Source organism: Pseudomonas sp. XP2 (genome assembly GCF_053557975.1).
Genome location: NZ_JBNRIK010000023.1, coordinates 16,952 through 32,094 on the forward strand (window position 1 = coordinate 16,952; position 15,143 = coordinate 32,094).

Annotated in this window: 18 protein-coding genes; 10 read left to right on the forward strand and 8 right to left on the reverse strand. The window is 63.8% G+C overall.

From position 1 onward, the window contains the following. On the reverse strand, positions 1–560 hold a 560-nt coding region (locus ACK1VC_RS21565), incomplete at its 3' end, for a nitroreductase family protein (protein ID WP_449118040.1). A 144-nt stretch (positions 561–704) separates the two neighbouring features. Between ACK1VC_RS21565 and ACK1VC_RS21570 the strand changes: the two genes are divergently transcribed. Both ACK1VC_RS21570 and ACK1VC_RS21575 read left to right on the forward strand, forming a co-directional pair. Further along, the gene (locus ACK1VC_RS21570; protein ID WP_016498373.1) at positions 705–1,154 is read left to right on the forward strand and encodes a YcgN family cysteine cluster protein; all 450 of its coding nucleotides are present in this window, start codon (positions 705–707) and stop codon (positions 1,152–1,154) included. Positions 1,155–1,195: 41 nt separating this feature from the next. Further along, the gene (locus tag ACK1VC_RS21575; protein WP_016488600.1) at positions 1,196–2,404 is read left to right on the forward strand and encodes a hypothetical protein; all 1,209 of its coding nucleotides are present in this window, start codon (positions 1,196–1,198) and stop codon (positions 2,402–2,404) included. Positions 2,405–2,493: 89 nt separating this feature from the next. Here the strand turns inward: ACK1VC_RS21575 and ACK1VC_RS21580 are convergent, their stop codons facing one another. The 3 genes from ACK1VC_RS21580 to ACK1VC_RS21590 all read right to left on the reverse strand — a co-directional run bounded on the left by ACK1VC_RS21580 (position 2,494) and on the right by ACK1VC_RS21590 (position 3,835). Next, a complete protein-coding gene (locus tag ACK1VC_RS21580; protein ID WP_031312544.1) occupies positions 2,494–2,841 on the reverse strand; it encodes a YgaP family membrane protein in 348 nt (115 codons plus the stop codon). 79 nt (positions 2,842–2,920) lie between these two features. Then, positions 2,921–3,391: an RNA methyltransferase gene (locus tag ACK1VC_RS21585; protein ID WP_016488598.1), complete on the reverse strand. Its 471-nt coding sequence runs from the start codon at positions 3,389–3,391 to the stop codon at positions 2,921–2,923. Between the two features lie 72 nt (positions 3,392–3,463). Beyond that, positions 3,464–3,835 (reverse strand): YajD family HNH nuclease, encoded by a 372-nt coding sequence (locus tag ACK1VC_RS21590; protein WP_016488597.1) that lies wholly within the window; start codon positions 3,833–3,835, stop codon positions 3,464–3,466. Between the two features lie 132 nt (positions 3,836–3,967). Here ACK1VC_RS21590 and ACK1VC_RS21595 point away from each other — a divergent pair, with 132 nt between their 5' ends. Further along, entirely contained in the window at positions 3,968–4,246 is a 279-nt protein-coding gene (locus ACK1VC_RS21595) for a hypothetical protein (RefSeq protein WP_095116753.1), read from the forward strand. A 54-nt stretch (positions 4,247–4,300) separates the two neighbouring features. On the opposite strand, the gene ACK1VC_RS21600 is transcribed toward ACK1VC_RS21595, so the two are convergent. Next, positions 4,301–6,343, reverse strand: a complete 2,043-nt coding sequence (locus tag ACK1VC_RS21600) for a S9 family peptidase (RefSeq protein WP_191086876.1) — start codon at positions 6,341–6,343, stop codon at positions 4,301–4,303. Between the two features lie 138 nt (positions 6,344–6,481). Here ACK1VC_RS21600 and ACK1VC_RS21605 point away from each other — a divergent pair, with 138 nt between their 5' ends. From ACK1VC_RS21605 to ACK1VC_RS21615, 3 genes are read left to right on the forward strand one after another with little or no spacing between them, the layout of a single operon-like run. Then, the gene (locus tag ACK1VC_RS21605; protein WP_016488594.1) at positions 6,482–6,979 is read left to right on the forward strand and encodes a hypothetical protein; all 498 of its coding nucleotides are present in this window, start codon (positions 6,482–6,484) and stop codon (positions 6,977–6,979) included. 17 nt (positions 6,980–6,996) lie between these two features. Continuing rightward, on the forward strand, positions 6,997–7,770 hold the full coding sequence (locus ACK1VC_RS21610; RefSeq protein ID WP_016488593.1) for a class II glutamine amidotransferase: 774 nt from the start codon (positions 6,997–6,999) through the stop codon (positions 7,768–7,770). Positions 7,771–7,779: 9 nt separating this feature from the next. Continuing rightward, positions 7,780–8,301 carry a DUF2937 family protein gene (locus ACK1VC_RS21615; RefSeq protein ID WP_016488592.1) on the forward strand — a complete coding sequence of 174 codons (522 nt, stop codon included), beginning with the start codon at positions 7,780–7,782 and terminating at the stop codon, positions 8,299–8,301. Positions 8,302–8,330: 29 nt separating this feature from the next. Here the strand turns inward: ACK1VC_RS21615 and ACK1VC_RS21620 are convergent, their stop codons facing one another. Beyond that, the gene (locus ACK1VC_RS21620; protein ID WP_191086875.1) at positions 8,331–9,242 is read right to left on the reverse strand and encodes a LysR family transcriptional regulator; all 912 of its coding nucleotides are present in this window, start codon (positions 9,240–9,242) and stop codon (positions 8,331–8,333) included. A gap of 130 nt (positions 9,243–9,372) precedes the next feature. Here ACK1VC_RS21620 and ACK1VC_RS21625 point away from each other — a divergent pair, with 130 nt between their 5' ends. Genes ACK1VC_RS21625 through ACK1VC_RS21640 form a run of 4 tightly spaced genes read left to right on the forward strand, consistent with a single transcriptional unit; the run spans position 9,373 to position 13,045 of the window. Next, complete coding sequence (locus tag ACK1VC_RS21625) at positions 9,373–10,659, forward strand: MFS transporter (RefSeq protein ID WP_023048404.1); 1,287 nt, start codon at positions 9,373–9,375, stop codon at positions 10,657–10,659. 9 nt (positions 10,660–10,668) lie between these two features. After that, positions 10,669–11,448 (forward strand): 5-oxoprolinase subunit PxpA, encoded by a 780-nt coding sequence (locus tag ACK1VC_RS21630; RefSeq protein ID WP_016488589.1) that lies wholly within the window; start codon positions 10,669–10,671, stop codon positions 11,446–11,448. Then, positions 11,445–12,131, forward strand: a complete 687-nt coding sequence (gene pxpB / locus ACK1VC_RS21635; protein ID WP_096426630.1) for a 5-oxoprolinase subunit PxpB — start codon at positions 11,445–11,447, stop codon at positions 12,129–12,131. Before ACK1VC_RS21630 ends, pxpB begins: the two co-directional genes overlap by 4 nt. Further along, on the forward strand, positions 12,128–13,045 hold the full coding sequence (locus ACK1VC_RS21640; protein ID WP_191086874.1) for a 5-oxoprolinase subunit C family protein: 918 nt from the start codon (positions 12,128–12,130) through the stop codon (positions 13,043–13,045). Before pxpB ends, ACK1VC_RS21640 begins: the two co-directional genes overlap by 4 nt. A gap of 52 nt (positions 13,046–13,097) precedes the next feature. Here the strand turns inward: ACK1VC_RS21640 and ACK1VC_RS21645 are convergent, their stop codons facing one another. Both ACK1VC_RS21645 and ACK1VC_RS21650 read right to left on the reverse strand, forming a co-directional pair. After that, on the reverse strand, positions 13,098–14,276 hold the full coding sequence (locus tag ACK1VC_RS21645) for a vWA domain-containing protein (RefSeq protein ID WP_016488586.1): 1,179 nt from the start codon (positions 14,274–14,276) through the stop codon (positions 13,098–13,100). 13 nt (positions 14,277–14,289) lie between these two features. Continuing rightward, positions 14,290–15,111: an AAA family ATPase gene (locus tag ACK1VC_RS21650; protein ID WP_449118044.1), complete on the reverse strand. Its 822-nt coding sequence runs from the start codon at positions 15,109–15,111 to the stop codon at positions 14,290–14,292. Positions 15,112–15,143 lie beyond the last annotated feature (32 nt).

Consider the following 15,143-nt stretch of genomic DNA (forward strand, 5'->3'; position numbering starts at 1 on the left):
CTCAGCGGCTTGCGCGGGCTCGGTACTTCACGCGACTGCAGCGCTTCATCCAGGCTGGCCTTGTCACCCAGCTTGCCGATCGCCACCATGGCATGCAGCACGTAGCCCTCGGGAATCTTCAGTTCCTGACGCGCCAAGTCCTGGTCGAAACCAGCCATGCCATGGGTATGCCAGCCGCTGATGCTGGCCTGCAGGGCCAGGTGGCCCCAGGCGGAGCCGGTGTCGAAGGTGTGCCACAGCGCCGGTTTTTCTTCCGTGGCGCCCGGGGCTGCAAAGGTGGTCTTGGAAATGATCAGTACCAGCGCCGAGGCCTGTTGCGCCCAGCTGCGGTTGAACGGCACCAGCAGGTTCAGGTAGCGCTCCCAGTTTGGCGTGTCGCGGCGGGCATACAGGAAGCGCCAAGGTTGCGAGTTGTACGCCGACGGTGCCCAGCGTGCGGCTTCCAGGAAGCTCAGCAGGGTCTGTTCGCTGATCGGTTCGGCGGTGAAGGCGCGTGGCGACCAGCGGTTGATGAACTGTTCGTTGATGGCGTAATCGGCAATGCGGGGGTTGGCGCTCATGACAGCTCCTGCAAACGGACGGGAAACCCGCACGCTACTGCGTCCCGTCGCGACTGACAAGCGGTCTGGCTTTGCCGAAGGCCAGGCTCTAGACTGGCGCCGCCGCGCGCCGTGGCCCTAAAGATGAATGCAGGAAACCGTGTGATGATCGCTGAAAACGCGCCGTTCTGGCGGCGCAAGACCCTCGAGCAACTCAGCCCGCAAGAATGGGAGTCGCTGTGCGACGGCTGCGGCCTGTGCTGCCTGCAAAAGCTTGAGGACGAAGACGACAACAGCGTCTATTACACGCGTATCGCCTGCAAATTGCTGGACATGGATACCTGCCAGTGCAGCGACTACCCCAACCGCTTCGCGCATGTACCGGACTGCATCCAGCTCACCCCGGGCAAGGCCGACCAGTTCACGTGGCTGCCAAGCACCTGCGGTTATCGCCTGGTCAGCGAGGGCAAGGACCTGCCGGCCTGGCACCACCTTGTCTGTGGCGATCGCCAGCAGGTCCATGAACAGCGCATTTCCCAGTCGGGGCGTATGCTCAGGGAGCAGGATGTGCACGAAGACGACTGGGAAGACCACCTGATCTTCCGCGCCAGCTGACCGGCGCGGCCCGCTGCCACGGGGAAACAAGGAGTTTCTGTATGCGTTGCCAGCTGTTGTTGCTGTTGGGCCTGATGGCCAGTTCGCCAGCCTGGGCGAAAAAGGTCGACCTTGACTACCAGGTGCGCCTGTTGCCCGCCAGTGGCCAAGCGGAAGTCCGCCTGACCCTGGCTGAAGGCAGTGCCGTGCGCAGCCTCGACTTCGATCTGGGCAAGGCGGCGGCCTTCAGCGGCTTCCAGACCGATGGCCAATGGCAACTCAAGGGCCAGCGTGGCGTGTGGCAGCCGGCGGCCGGCAAGACCAGCCTCAGCTACCGCGTGCAGTTGGACCAGAAGCTCGCCAGCGGTGCCTATTCCTCGCGTGTTACCCCTCACTGGGCGCTGTTCCTCGGCGACCAGCTGGTACCGCCTGCGCGGCTTGACCAGCAAGATGGCACGGAGCTTGTGGCACGCCTGGCGTTCGACTTGCCCGAGGGCTGGAAGAGTATCGAGACGTCCTGGCCACGCATTGGCAAGGACAAGTTCCGCATCGACAATGTTTCGCGCCTGTTCGACCGCCCGACTGGCTGGATGCTGGCCGGCGACCTGGGTAGCCGCCGTGCCCGCCTGGGCGATACCGAGGTCACCGTGGCCGCACCGGTCGGGCAGGGCATGCGGCGCATGGACAGCCTGACCTTGCTGACCTATGTCTGGCCGCAGTTGCAGGCCGTGTTCCCGCGCAACCCGCCAAAGCTGCTGCTGGTCGGTGCCCGTGACGGCATGTGGCGCGGGGCAATGGCAGCGCAGGGTTCGCTGTACCTGCACAGCGCCCGGCCGATGATCAGCGAGAACGGCAGCAGCCCGTTGCTGCGCGAAATGGTGCAGCTGTTCGCGCAGATCCATGGGCGTGACGGCAGTGACTGGCTGGTGGAAAGCCTGACCGACTACTACGCCAGCGAGTTGCTGCGCCGTTCAGGCGGGGTGAGCGACGACCGCTATCAGGCCTGGCAGGCACGCCTGAGCAAGCAGGGCGCCAAGGTCACCCGGCTCAAGGGCGAACGCGCCAGCCCCGCTCAGGTGGCCCGTGGGGTGATCTTGCTGCAGGCACTGGACAAGGAAATCCGCATCCACACACAGGCCAAGCGTTCGCTGGACGATGTGGTACGCGGGCTGATGCGCTTGCCCAGCGTGAGCACTGAAGACTTTGTGCAAATCAGCGAGAACGTCATGGGGCGCAAGTCCGAGGTGCTGCAGAGCAAAGTGTTGCGCTAGACATCCCTGGGGCCTGTACCTCGAACCCTGTGCGGTACCTGTGGGAGCGGGCTTGCCCCGCGTAGAGGCCAGCCCAGACGATACAAAGATCAGCTGTCTGCCAACGGATCCTTCCCGGTCACCGTCACTCCCCGCGTCGCCGCCTTGGCACTGGCCTTCAACGCCTCCAGCTCCACCGCACTGCGTTCTATATCCGAACGCAACCGGTGGTACTCCTGCCGATGTCGCTGCCACCACGCCTTGGTCGAGCAATGCCCGCTGACCCCGCGTGCCACCGCAATACCTCCGACCACGAGCTGCAGCAAGCCGATAAAGCCACCCTGGCGCAGCCCTTTGCTCACCATCAGTGCCCCTCCAGCCAGCGAACTGACCCGTTCCAGGCCATGGACATTGTGCTGCGAAGACGCAGAAGACGCAGCAGAATGGATATCGAACATGGCAAGACCTCCGTGTGAAATGTAAGCAGCTGACCAGCAGGGTGTCAGCCGCGTTCACTCGGGGCGCTCAGCGGCAACTTTATTTGAACTTGGGCCCAGAGCGGGTATTCAGCCCTTTGGCCAAACGGTCATACAGCACTACATTCACGGTCGCAGCCAGGTTCATGCAACCCTCGGTGGGGATGTAGATGGTCTCTTCACACCATGCCCGCACCTCGGGGCTGAGGCTGCCGTCTTCCGGCCCGAAGATGTAGATGGCCCGGTCCGGGTGGGTATATTCCGGCAGTGGCCGCGCACCTTCCACCAGCTCGACCGCCACCGGGGTACAGCCCAGCGGAACGATGCGCTGCAGGTCATCGATGCCGATCAGCGGAATGTCGTAGTGCACGCGCTTGGTGTCAGTGACAAAGTCACGCGCACGTTCGTAGCGTTTGCCGGTGTAGAACACCGAATTGACGCCATAGCAACCCGCAGCGCGCATCACCGAGCCCACGTTTTCTGGGGACTTGGGGTTGAACAGGCCGATGCAGCTGTATCGTTTGTTTGCCACGTACCGGGGCCCTTCGCGAAAAAAAGCGCCATTATACGGGCTGCCCGGTAGCAGTGGGGGCCGAATCGATGGTCAGTCTTTCTTCAACATGCCCGCCAGCGCGGCGAACGGATTGTGGGTGGCCTTGGCGATGCTCGGTGTGCTGGTGGAACCTTCGCTGAAGTACTGCTGGTCGGTGTAGCGCGAGTGCTCGTTGTCGTGGCAGTACAGGCACAGCAGCTCCCAGTTGGAGCCGTCCTGCGGGTTGTTGTCGTGATTGTGGTCACGGTGGTGCACGGTCAGCTCGCTCAGGCGCTTGCCAGCGAATTCGCGGGCGCAACGGCCGCAGACGTGCGGGTACATTCTCAGGGCCTTGTCGCGGTAGCCCATTTCCTTGTCACGCTTGGCATCGGCCAGGATGCGATCAAGGCGCGCGGTGGCGGCGGCGGAAGAGGTGGAGCTCATGGTGTTTCCTTTGTTCTGATCAGGCAAATGACGGTTATGGCATTGAGTCTAGCGCGCTTGCAGGGCAGGCGGACAGGCGAAAGCGGTGATTTAGGCGTAGCCTGTAGAAAGGTTCCCGACAGGAGGTTGCTGATGTTTCACGCGATCCTGACCGCGCTGCTGATGGCTGGCCTGCCCCTGGCCGAAGCTGCCAGCACGCCACCTCGCCTCACTACGCCAGTGCCGGGTGCACCGGGCACCCCCACACCCACGCCATACCCGCAGATCACCCCGAGTACACCGCCCAAAGCCTACGACAGCCAGCCGGGGGCGCCCTTGTTGCCGCCAATGCCAGTGCCCGGGCCGCCGAAGGACCAGCCATTGCCGGGGTTGCGCCAGGACCCACCGAAGCCGGCGGTGCAGGATGATTGAGCATGAGCGGCCTGCGCCGGTCCTGTGGGAGCGGGCAGGTGCTCAAACCTCCCTTCAGGCGATACCTAATTCGCCAAACACGAACGCATACTCCAGGGCCACATCTTTCAACCCCTGGTACCGCCCGCTCATCCCACCATGCCCAGCTCCCATCTCGGTCTTGAGCAGCAGCAGGTTGCTGTCGGTCTTGTGCGTGCGCAAGCGCGCCACCCATTTGGCTGCTTCCCAGTACTGCACGCGGCTGTCGTTGTAGCCCGCTACCACCAGCATCGCCGGGTAGGCCTGCGCTTTTACATTCTCGTACGGCGCATAAGCCTTGATCCGTTCATACACCTGCGGCTCCTCAGGGTTGCCCCATTCGTCGTACTCGGTCACGGTCAGCGGCAGCTCGGGGTCGAGCATGGTATTGAGCACGTCGACGAACGGTACTTCGGCAATCGCACAGCGGAACAGCTCGGGCCGCAGGTTGAGCACTGCACCGATCAGCAGGCCGCCAGCGCTGCCGCCGCTGATGGCCAGCTGCTCGGCAGTGGTCACACCCTCGGCGATCAGGTGTTCGGCGCAGGCGATGAAGTCGTTGAAGGTATTGGGTTTGTGCTCCTGCTTGCCGGCACGGTACCAGGCTTCGCCCAGTTCGCCACCGCCGCGCACATGGGCGATGGCAAAAGCCACGCCGCGTTCCAGCAGGCTCAGCCGCGCATGGGAGAACCAAGGGTCCAGGCTTTCGCCATAGGCGCCGTAACCGTACAGGTACAGCGGCACGGGTTGGCCCAGGTCCTGGCGGCGACGCACCAGGCTGATCGGCACCTGGGTGCCATCCGCTGCGGTTGCCCACCGGCGCTCGCTCACGTAGTCATCAGCATCGAACGCACCCAGCACCGGGGTTTGCTTGAGCACGGCCTGGGCGCCGCTGGCCAGCTCCAGCTGGCGCACCTGGGCTGGGCGGTTGAGCGCTTCGTAACGCAGGCGTACGCGTGTGCTGGCAAACTCCAGGCTGTCTTGCACGTACAGGCTGTAGGCGGCGTCGGGGAGTTCCACACGGTAGCATGGCAGGCCTTGCGGGCGTACTTCGATGATCGGCAAACCGCCTTCGCGCAGGCTCAGGGTCAGCGCGCCGGCATTCAGGCTGAGGCCTTCGAGCATGATCGCATCGCGGTGTGCCACCAGCACCTGCCAGTGTGCACGGCTGGGCACCGGTGTGGCCGGGGCCTGGTACAGCGCGAAGTTGATACCGTCCTGGTTGGTGCGGATGAACCAGCGCCACTCGCCATCGAGCTGGCCATGGTCGGGGAAGTACTCATGGCCTTCGACACGCGGCGCCAGGCAGGTGAACGGCGCCTGCGGCGTTTCGGCATCCAGTACCCAGGCCTCGCTGGTGGTCTTGCTGTTCAGCAGCAGCACCAGTTGACGCTCGGAGCTGGTGCGGTAGCAGTGCAGGAAGAAGCGCCCGTCGGGCTCTTCGAACACGGTCTGCGCAGCGTCGCTGCCGAGGGTATGACGGCGCAGGCGCCAAGGGCGGTGGGTGTCGTCCAGTTCAGCGAAGAACAGCGTCTGGCTGTCATTGGCCCAGGTCAGGCTGCCGTCGCAGTCGTCGAAGGGCAGGCCGGTGATGCTGCCGGTGGCCAGGTCCTTGACGTACAGGGTGTAGATTTCATCGCCGCTGGTGTCGAGGCTGTAGGCAAGCAGGCGGTGGTCGGGGCTGACGTTGAACGCCCCCAGCGACAAAAAGCCGCCATTGGCCAGGGCGTTGGGGTCGAGCAGCAGTTGCTCCTGGCTTTCATCGACGGTGTTCGAGTCGTCTGCCGGGCGCGGGCAGCGGTAGTGCCGTGGGTACTCGTCGCCTGCGGTGGTGCGGGTGTAGTACAGGTAGGGGCCCCAGGGGGCCGGCAGTGACAGGTCGGTTTCCAGGATGCGGCCCTTGATCTCTTCGAACAATTGCTCACGCAACGGTGCCTGGTCGGCCAGGCAGGCTTCCTGGTAGGCGTTTTCGGCTTGCAGGTAGGCGAGTACCTCGGGGGTGTCGCGCTGTTGCAGCCAGGCGTACGGGTCGGCGGCGTTATCGGCGTGGGCGATGGGAGGTTGGGGCTTGGTTTGCATTGAGGGTCTCTTGGTTGGGGTTGCCTGTACCGGCCTCTTGGCGGGCACGCCCGCGAAGAGGCCAGTACAGGCAAACACTGTCTGCGCCCGGAAAAGTGTTTATCATAGGCATCTCTTTGCCTGGCTTGCACGAACACCATGACCGAGAACGACTACACCTTTGCCTGGGGCCTGTACGCCGTGGCCGCCTTGGGCTGCCTGCTGGTGGCCTTCAAGCTTACCGGCTGGATGTGGCGCTGGCTGCGCGAACCGCTGCGGGTGGTGCTGGCAGTGCTGCTGCTGACCCCGACTGTCGTCGACCCGGTCAAGGACAGCTTCGCCCCGGCCATCGCCATCACTGCCCTGGACCTTGCCTTCAAGGTGGGCAACAACGCCTGGCGTGCGGTGTCCGACTTCGCCATGTACGGCATGATTGCCTTCGGCCTGTATTTTCTCTTCGTGCTGGTGCGCTGGCCGCTGGAAAAACGCGCCAGTGAGCGGCGTGTGCAAGCCGAGGCGGCCGCCAAGCGCCAGGCGGATGAAGATGACCAGGTCGCCGGGCAAGCCCCCTTGGCCGCCGAGCGCGGCGACCGTTACCGCGACGACCCACGCCCTGCCGTTCCCCGCGGCAATGGCCGGGTCGAGCCCCGTCTGTAAGCGGAGGAGACACGCCTGTGTGCGAACTGCTGGGCATGAGTGCCAACGTCCCCACCGACATCGTTTTCAGCTTTACCGGCCTGATGCAGCGCGGGGGCCGTACCGGCCCGCACCGTGACGGCTGGGGTATCGGCTTCTATGAAGGCCGCGGGCTGCGCCTGTTCCAGGACCCGGCCGCGAGCAGCGAGTCGGAAGTGGCCAACCTGGTGCAGCGTTACCCGATCAAGAGCGAGGTGGTGATCGGGCATATCCGTCAGGCCAACGTCGGCCGGGTGTGCCTGTCCAACACCCACCCGTTCATGCGGGAAATGTGGGGCCGCAACTGGTGCTTTGCGCACAATGGGCAACTGGGCGATTTCAAAGGGCAGGCCAGCTTCTACCGGCCGGTGGGCGACACCGACAGCGAAGCGGCTTTTTGCGACTTGCTCAACCGCATCCGCAGTGCTTTCCCCGAGCCGGTGCCGGTAGAACAGCTGCTGCCGGTGCTGGTGGAAGCCTGTGCCGGCTACCGTGGCCGGGGTGTGTTCAACTGCATGCTCAGCGATGGCGACTGGCTGTTCTGCTTCTGTTCGACCAAGCTGGTGCACATTACCCGCCGTGCGCCGTTTGGTGCCGCGCGGTTGAAGGATGTCGACCTGATCGTCGATTTTCATACCGAAACCACCCCCAACGACGTGGTCACGGTGATTGCCACCGAGGCCCTGACCGAGAACGAGACCTGGCATCGCTACGAGCCCGGTCAATGGGCCCTGTGGCGGCACGGCGAGTGCGTGGCACACGGCCAGAGCTAAGGACGCTGCATGTTCAGAAGTTACCTGCGGTTGCTGCTGTTCACCTTCGGCCTGCTGGCCGGTATCCAGGTCCCTGGGCTGGTCAAGGACTATAGCCAGCGGGTCGAGGCGCACCTGTTCGAGTCGCGCGAGGCGCTGGATGGGTTCCGGCAAACGGCCGAGCGATTTTTCAAAGGCGATTTGCAGGCGCTGCTGCAGCATTACCGCAGCAGTGACGACCCGGTGTTCAACAGTGATGCCAACAGCATCGAAAGCCTGATGATCCGCAACGAACTGCTGGAAAAAGAATGGCAGGCGTTGCAAGGGCCGTGGGCCCAGCGTACCTGGCATGTGCTGGTGCAGGCCGACCCACAACTGCGCGAGGAAACCCTCAATGCCTACAGCTACCAGATTCTGCTGGTGCCCGAGGCAATTGGCTGGGGTGTTGGCGCAGGGTTTGTGCTGGCCTTTGTGGTCGAAAGCCTGTTGCTGGGGCTTGGCTGGGTGATCCTGGGCGGGCGGCGCAGGGCGGTGAAAGAAAGCTGGCGCTAGGCCGCTCCCACAAAGACCGCGTTAGCCGGTCAGATGAGTGCTATCCGCTGCTCACCCACATCCCGCGCATACCGCTCCAGCACCTGTCGGCACACCCCGACCACTTCATCGACCAACGCCACCCCTGTCTGCCACGCCACCACCAGTTCCAGGCTTGGTGGCGGTTGCAGGCCTTGCAGCAACACCAGCTCGCCCCGACCCAACTCGGCATCCACCAGCGCCGGCGGCAATGCGCCAATGCCAAAACCGTCGCGCAATAGCCGGGTGATCGCCGCCACCGAGTTCACGCAATTCAACCGCGGCGTCTGCGCCCCCGCAGCCTGCAGCAAGCTCAGCACCTCCTGGTGCGGCCGTGAATTCTTCGAGAAGGTGATGATGCGCTCGCGCCCAAGCTCGGCCAGCGACGCATAGTCCCGGTGCTGGTGCGAGCCAGCCGCCACCACCCAGCCCATGGGGTAGCGCGCCAGGTCGAGGCTGCGAATCGACTGCTCGCGCAGCAGGTCGGTCTGCAAAATCACGTCGAGAAAGCCTTTCTGCAGCTGCTCGCGCAAGTTCAGCGCGGTGTCGGCCACCAGCTCGATTTCGACCTGCGGGTAGCGCTCGGTCAGCTCTGCCACCAGCGCACTCATCCAGGTGTGGATCACCGTGTCCATCACGCCGATGCGAATGCGCCCGACCTTGGCCCGGTCGCTGTCCAGCGACTGCTTCATGGCTTTGGCGGTATCCAGCATGCGCTCGGCATACTCCAGCACCTTGCCGCCTTCCGGGGTCAGGCTGACCCCACGTGAGTCACGCAGCAACAGCTTCACGCCCAGGTCTGCCTCCAGCGCGGCAATGCGGCTGGATACCGAGGCTTGGGTGGTGAACAGCTTTTCTGCCGTCAGGCGGAAGCTTTTGAGCCGGGCGACCCAGACGAAGGTTTCGAGGAAGCGAAGGTTCATGATCAGTTTTTCTTGTTCCAGACCGGCGGTTTTTCTCGTTGGACGCAGGCGGCGTGGCCTTTGAACAATGGTGCCCAGGCCGCGACGCTTCATGTCGCCCATAAAACAATACCAACAAGCCGAGGCATCCATGAACCCCACCGGCGTGCAGCAGCAGGTCAGCTCACCTTCTTCGTCCGGGCCTTTCGCCTGGTACCGCGACATCGACAAACAGCAACGGCGCACCTTCTGGAGCTGCAAGATCGGCTATGGCCTGGACGGCATGGACACGCAGATGCTCAGTTTTGTCATCCCCACGCTGATCATGCTGTGGGGCATCACCACCACCGAAGCCGGATTGATCCATACCAGCACCTTGATCGCCTCGGCCGTGGGGGGCTGGGTCGCCGGTATCCTCTCCGACCGCATCGGCCGGGTGCGCACCTTGCAACTGACGGTATTGTGGTTCGCCTTTTTCACCTTCCTGTGCGGCTTCGCCCAGAACTACGAACAGCTGCTTATCGCCCGCACGCTGATGGGCTTTGGCTTCGGCGGTGAATGGACCGCTGGTGCAGTGCTGATTGGCGAGGTAATCCGCGCACAGGACCGCGGCAAGGCAGTGGGCATGGTGCAGTCCGGCTGGGCCATCGGCTGGGGCCTCACGGCGATTCTCTACGCACTGCTGTTCTCCTGGCTGCCGCCAGAGCAGGCCTGGCGTGCACTGTTCCTGTTGGGGCTGGTGCCGGCGATCTTCGTGATCTTCGTTCGGCGCCTGGTCAAAGACCCTGAAGTGTATCGCCAGGCCAAGGCAGTGGAGACCGCCGAGGCACCTTCGCACTTCTACGAAATCTTCGCCCCGGGCATGCTGTGGACCACTGTGCGTGCGTCCCTGTTGACCACTGGCGCATTGGGCGGCTACTACGCCATCACCTCGTGGCTGCCGACCTTCCTCAAGAACGAGCGCGGCCTCAGCGTGCTGGGCACGGGTGGCTACCTGGCCATGGTGATCGTGGGTTCGTACGTGGGCTATGTGGTCAGCGCTTACTTGTCCGACCTGCTGGGGCGCAAGAAGAACTTCATCCTGTTTGCCGTGGGCTCGTTCGTGATCGTGCTGCTGTACACGCAGCTGCCGGTCAGCGATGGCGTGATGCTGTGGCTGGGCTTCCCGTTGGGCTTCTTCGCCTCGGGCATCTTCAGCGGCATGGGCGCGTTTCTGACGGAGCTGTTTCCTACGCGCATTCGCGGTTCGGGGCAGGGCTTTTGCTACAACATCGGTAAGGTCATTGCGGCTCTGTTCCCGTTGCTGATCGGTATGCTCGGCCAGAACGTGCCACTGGGCCTGGGTATCGGCATGTTCGCTGCCGTGTCCTACGGAATTGTGATCGTGGCGGCCTTGAGCCTGCCGGAAACACGCGGCAAACAGCTGCAGGCGCGGTAAGGTACGCCTGTGAACAACAACAAGGGAGACCGCGTGGTGGAACGCCTGCTACTCAATTGCGACATGGGTGAGAGTTTCGGCAGCTGGCGCATGGGCCTGGACGCCGAGGTAATGCCCTACATCGACTGCGCCAACATCGCCTGTGGCTACCACGCCGGCGACCCCGGCATCATGCGCCGCACCGTGGCGCTGGCGCTGGCGCATGGGGTGACCATTGGCGCGCACCCGGCCTACCCGGACCTGGTCGGCTTCGGCCGCCGCTCCATGGCCTGCAGCCCCGAGGAAATCCGCGACCTGCTGCATTACCAGATCGGCGCGCTGGACGGCATCTGCAAAGTGCTGGGTGGCCGCGTGGCCTATGTGAAGCCCCATGGCGCGCTGTACAACGACATGATGGCCGACCCGCTAAAGCTGCGTACCGTGCTGGAGGCCGTGGCGGCCTACGACAGCACCTTGCCATTGATGTTGATGGCCACCGCTGACAACCGCGCCGCCCAGGCCCTGGGCGATGAAATTGGCGTGCCGTTGTGGTTCGAGGCCTTCGCCGACCGCGCCTACACCGCCAGCGGCCACCTGGTGTCGCGCCGCTTGCCTGGGGCAGTGCATCACGACCCGGCGCGGGTGGTGGAGCAGGCAGTGCGCCTGGCCCGTGGCGACGCGCTGATGGCGGACGATGGCAGTGCCCTGCGCCTGCAGGCCAGCACGCTTTGCGTACATGGCGACAACGACAGTTCGGTGGCAGCGGTGAGGCAGATACGCCAAGCCCTCGATGCTCTGGAGTCGCAATGAAGGCGCGTATTGAAGTGGTCGCCATCGACAGCCTGATGGTGCGCCTGTTCGACCGTATCGACGAGGCCAACATGCCGTGGATGCTCGCCGCCAGCCAGCGCCTGAGCGCCGTGTTCGGCGAGCACCTGCTGGATCTGGTGCCGTCCTACACCACGCTGATGGTGCAGTTCGACCTGCCGCCAGGTGGGGCGAGGGCGCTGATCACGCAGGCGCTGGAGGGTTTGCAGCCAGACACCGGCAGAGGCGGCCGGCGCCACGAGATCCCGGTGTGGTACGACCCCAGCGTGGGCCCAGAACTGCCTGTGCTGGCGGCGCGCAGCGGCATGAGTGAAGCCGAGGTTGTGCGCTTGCATTGCGCACGTGATTATCCTGTATTCGCCTTGGGCTTCGCCCCCGGTTTCGGCTTTATGGGCCTGGTCGACGAACGCCTGGCCAGTCCGCGTCTGAGCACCCCGCGCAAGCGGGTGGCGGCGGGTAGCGTGGGCATCGCCGAGCGCCAGACGGCGGCGTATCCGGCAGTATCCCCAGGTGGCTGGAACCTGATCGGGCGCACGCCGGTGCGCCTGTTCGACCGTGAGCGTGACGGCTACAGCCTGTTGCAACCCGGCGACCGGGTGCGTTTCGTGCCGGTTTCGCGCAGCGAGTTCCTGGCGTTGGGCGGCGATGTGGAGGCACAAGGATGAAGCAATTGAAGATCGAGGCCAGCACGCCGCTGTGCCAGTTGCAGGATGCTGGCCGTTTTGGCGTGCGTCACTTGGGCGTGACCCAGGGCGGGGCACTGGACTGGGTGGCGATGCGCTGGGCCAACTGGTTGCTGGGCAACCCGTTGGAGGCGCCGGTGGTCGAGGTGGCGTTGGGGGGCTTTAGCGTGGTGGCCGAACAGGATTGTGTGCTGGCCCTGGCCGGTGCCGACCTGGACGCGCGCGTCGATGATCAGCCCGTCGTGCCCTGGCGCAGCTTTGCCTTGAGCAAAGGGCAGCGCTTGACCCTGAAGCAGCCAAAGCAGGGTGTGCGGGCTTACCTGGCGGCACCGGGCGGGTTTCAGGGTGAGGATGTACTGGGCAGCTGTGCCACCGTGGTACGTGAAGCGCTGGGTGGCATCGATGGTCAGGGTACTGCGCTGGTTGAGGCCCAGGCACTGGTGTTCACCGCTAGCCATGCAACCCTGCGCGAGGTGCCGCAAGCGCTGCGCCCGCAGTACGCAGAAAAGCCAGTGCTCGACCTGGTGATAGGCGCACAGATCGGTGATTTCAGTGGTACCAGCCTGTTCGAAGCCTTCAACCGGGAGTGGACGCTGGACAGCCGGGCTGACCGCATGGGCATCCGCCTGTTGGGGCCGCAGCTGGTTTACCAGGGGGCGCCGATGATTTCTGAAGGGATACCGCTGGGGGCGGTGCAGGTGCCGCCGGATGGGCAGCCGATTGTGTTGCTCAATGATCGGCAGACCATAGGCGGGTATCCGCGGCTGGGGGCGTTGACGCCGTTGGCGCTGGCGCAACTGGCGCAGTGCATGCCGGGGGCGGTGGTGCGCTTCAGGGCGGTGGTGCAGGATGAGGCCTGGCGGGAGCACCAGGTTTACCTGGGCCGTTGGTTGTAAGGCTGCCGGCCCTTTCCCGGGCAAGCCCGCGAAAGGGCCGGCACAGGCAAAATCACTTGGACAGGTACCGCATCCCTTCTTCCAGCCCCTGCAAGGTCAGCGGGTACATCTTGTCTTCGATCAGGTCCCGCACCAGGTGGGTCGAGGCGGTGTAGTCCCAGGCCTGCTTGGGGTACGGGTTGATCCAGATGATCTTCTTGAATTTCTCCATGAAGCGCTGCAGCCACACATACCCGGCCTCTTCGTTCCAGTGCTCCACGCTGCCACCCGGCTGGGTGATTTCATAGGGCGCCATGGCCGCATCGCCGACAAATACCACTTTGTAGTCGTCGCCATACTTGTGCAGCAGGTCGAAGGTGGAATAGCGCTCAGAGGTGCGGCGCAGGTTGTTCTTCCACACCGACTCGTACACGCAGTTGTGAAAGTAGTAGTACTCCAGGTGCTTGAACTCGGTCTTGCAGGCCGAAAACAGCTCTTCGCAGACCTTGATGTGGGCGTCCATCGAGCCGCCGATGTCGAACAACAACAGCAGCTTTACCGTGTTGCGCCGTTCAGGGCGCATCTGGATGTTCAGCAAGCCGGCGTCCCGCGCGGTATGGTCGATGGTGCCGTCGATATCCAGCTCTTCGGCGGCGCCTTCGCGGGCAAACTTGCGCAGCCGGCGCAGGGCCAGCTTGATGTTGCGCGTGCCGAGCTCCACCTGGTCGTCGAGGTTCTTGTACTCGCGCTGGTCCCACACCTTTACCGCCTTGCCCTGGCGTTTACCGGCCTCACCCACGCGGATGCCTTCGGGGTTGAAACCGCCCGAGCCAAACGGGCTGGTACCGCCGGTACCGATCCACTTGTTGCCGCCGGCGTGGCGTTCCTTTTGCTCCTCAAGGCGTTTCTTGAATTCCTCGATCAGCTTGTCCAGGCCACCCAGGGACTGGATCTGCGCACGCTCTTCATCCGTGAGCGAACGCTCGAACTCCTTGCGCAGCCAGTCTTCGGGGATTAGCGCCTCGATGTGCCGGTCGAGGTTTTCCAGGCCCTTGAAGTAGGCGGCGAAGGCCCGGTCGAACTTGTCGAAATGGCGTTCGTCCTTCACCAGGATGGCGCGGGCGAGGTAGTAGAACGCGTCCATGTCGGCGAACACCACGTGCTTTTGCAGGGCCTGGTGCAGGTCCAGCAACTCACGTACCGACACCGGCACCTTGGCCGCGCGCATTTCATTGAACAGGTTGAGCAGCATGGCCCGGCTCCTGTCAGCGGTTGCCGCGCCGGCTCATGAAGGCCAGGCGTTCCAGCAGTTGCACGTCCTGCTCGTTTTTCACCAGCGCGCCGGCCAGCGGCGGGATGGCCTTGGTCGGGTCGCGTTCGCGCAGTACGGCTTCACCAATGTTGTCGGCCATCAGCAGCTTGAGCCAGTCGACCAGTTCGGAGGTGGACGGTTTTTTCTTCAGGCCCGGCACCTTGCGCACGTCGAAGAACACATCCAGCGCCTCGCTGACCAGCGACTGGCTGATGTTCGGGTAATGCACGTCGACAATCTGCTGCAGCGTGGTGCGGTCGGGGAAGGCGATGTAATGGAAGAAGCAGCGGCGCAGGAAGGCGTCCGGCAGCTCTTTTTCGTTGTTGGAGGTAATGATGATGATCGGGCGCTGCCTGGCCTTGATGGTCTCGTCGATTTCATAGACGTAGAACTCCATCTTGTCCAACTCTTGCAGCAGGTCGTTGGGGAATTCGATGTCGGCCTTGTCGATTTCGTCGATCAGCAGGATGACCCGCTCATCGGCCTCGAAAGCTTCCCACAGCTTGCCTTTTTTCAGGTAGTTGCGCACATCGTGCACCTTGTCTACGCCCAGCTGCGAGTCACGCAGACGGCTGACCGCATCGTACTCGTACAGGCCCTGGTGGGCCTTGGTGGTGGACTTGATGTGCCAGGTGATCAGCCGCGCACCGAACGAGGCCGCCAGCTGCTCGGCGAGCATGGTCTTGCCGGTGCCGGGCTCGCCCTTGACCAGCAGTGGGCGTTCGAGGGTGCGCTCGGCCTCCTTGTTCCACGGGATGCCGCAATTAAGGCGAATGCAGTGATTGAACTGTTCTGTGTTACTGAATA

Excerpts from the sequence above, each read along its gene's own strand:
- ACK1VC_RS21570 (WP_016498373.1), top strand. The coding sequence starts at position 705 with ATGATCGCTGAAAACGCGCCGTTCTGGCGGCGCAAGACCCTCGAGCAA.
- ACK1VC_RS21575 (WP_016488600.1), top strand. The coding sequence starts at position 1,196 with ATGCGTTGCCAGCTGTTGTTGCTGTTGGGCCTGATGGCCAGTTCGCCA.
- ACK1VC_RS21580 (WP_031312544.1), bottom strand. The coding sequence starts at position 2,841 with ATGTTCGATATCCATTCTGCTGCGTCTTCTGCGTCTTCGCAGCACAAT.
- ACK1VC_RS21590 (WP_016488597.1), bottom strand. The coding sequence starts at position 3,835 with ATGAGCTCCACCTCTTCCGCCGCCGCCACCGCGCGCCTTGATCGCATC.
- ACK1VC_RS21595 (WP_095116753.1), top strand. The coding sequence starts at position 3,968 with ATGTTTCACGCGATCCTGACCGCGCTGCTGATGGCTGGCCTGCCCCTG.
- ACK1VC_RS21600 (WP_191086876.1), bottom strand. The coding sequence starts at position 6,343 with ATGCAAACCAAGCCCCAACCTCCCATCGCCCACGCCGATAACGCCGCC.
- ACK1VC_RS21605 (WP_016488594.1), top strand. The coding sequence starts at position 6,482 with ATGACCGAGAACGACTACACCTTTGCCTGGGGCCTGTACGCCGTGGCC.
- ACK1VC_RS21615 (WP_016488592.1), top strand. The coding sequence starts at position 7,780 with ATGTTCAGAAGTTACCTGCGGTTGCTGCTGTTCACCTTCGGCCTGCTG.
- ACK1VC_RS21620 (WP_191086875.1), bottom strand. The coding sequence starts at position 9,242 with ATGAACCTTCGCTTCCTCGAAACCTTCGTCTGGGTCGCCCGGCTCAAA.
- ACK1VC_RS21625 (WP_023048404.1), top strand. The coding sequence starts at position 9,373 with ATGAACCCCACCGGCGTGCAGCAGCAGGTCAGCTCACCTTCTTCGTCC.
- pxpB (WP_096426630.1), top strand. The coding sequence starts at position 11,445 with ATGAAGGCGCGTATTGAAGTGGTCGCCATCGACAGCCTGATGGTGCGC.
- ACK1VC_RS21640 (WP_191086874.1), top strand. The coding sequence starts at position 12,128 with ATGAAGCAATTGAAGATCGAGGCCAGCACGCCGCTGTGCCAGTTGCAG.
- ACK1VC_RS21645 (WP_016488586.1), bottom strand. The coding sequence starts at position 14,276 with ATGCTGCTCAACCTGTTCAATGAAATGCGCGCGGCCAAGGTGCCGGTG.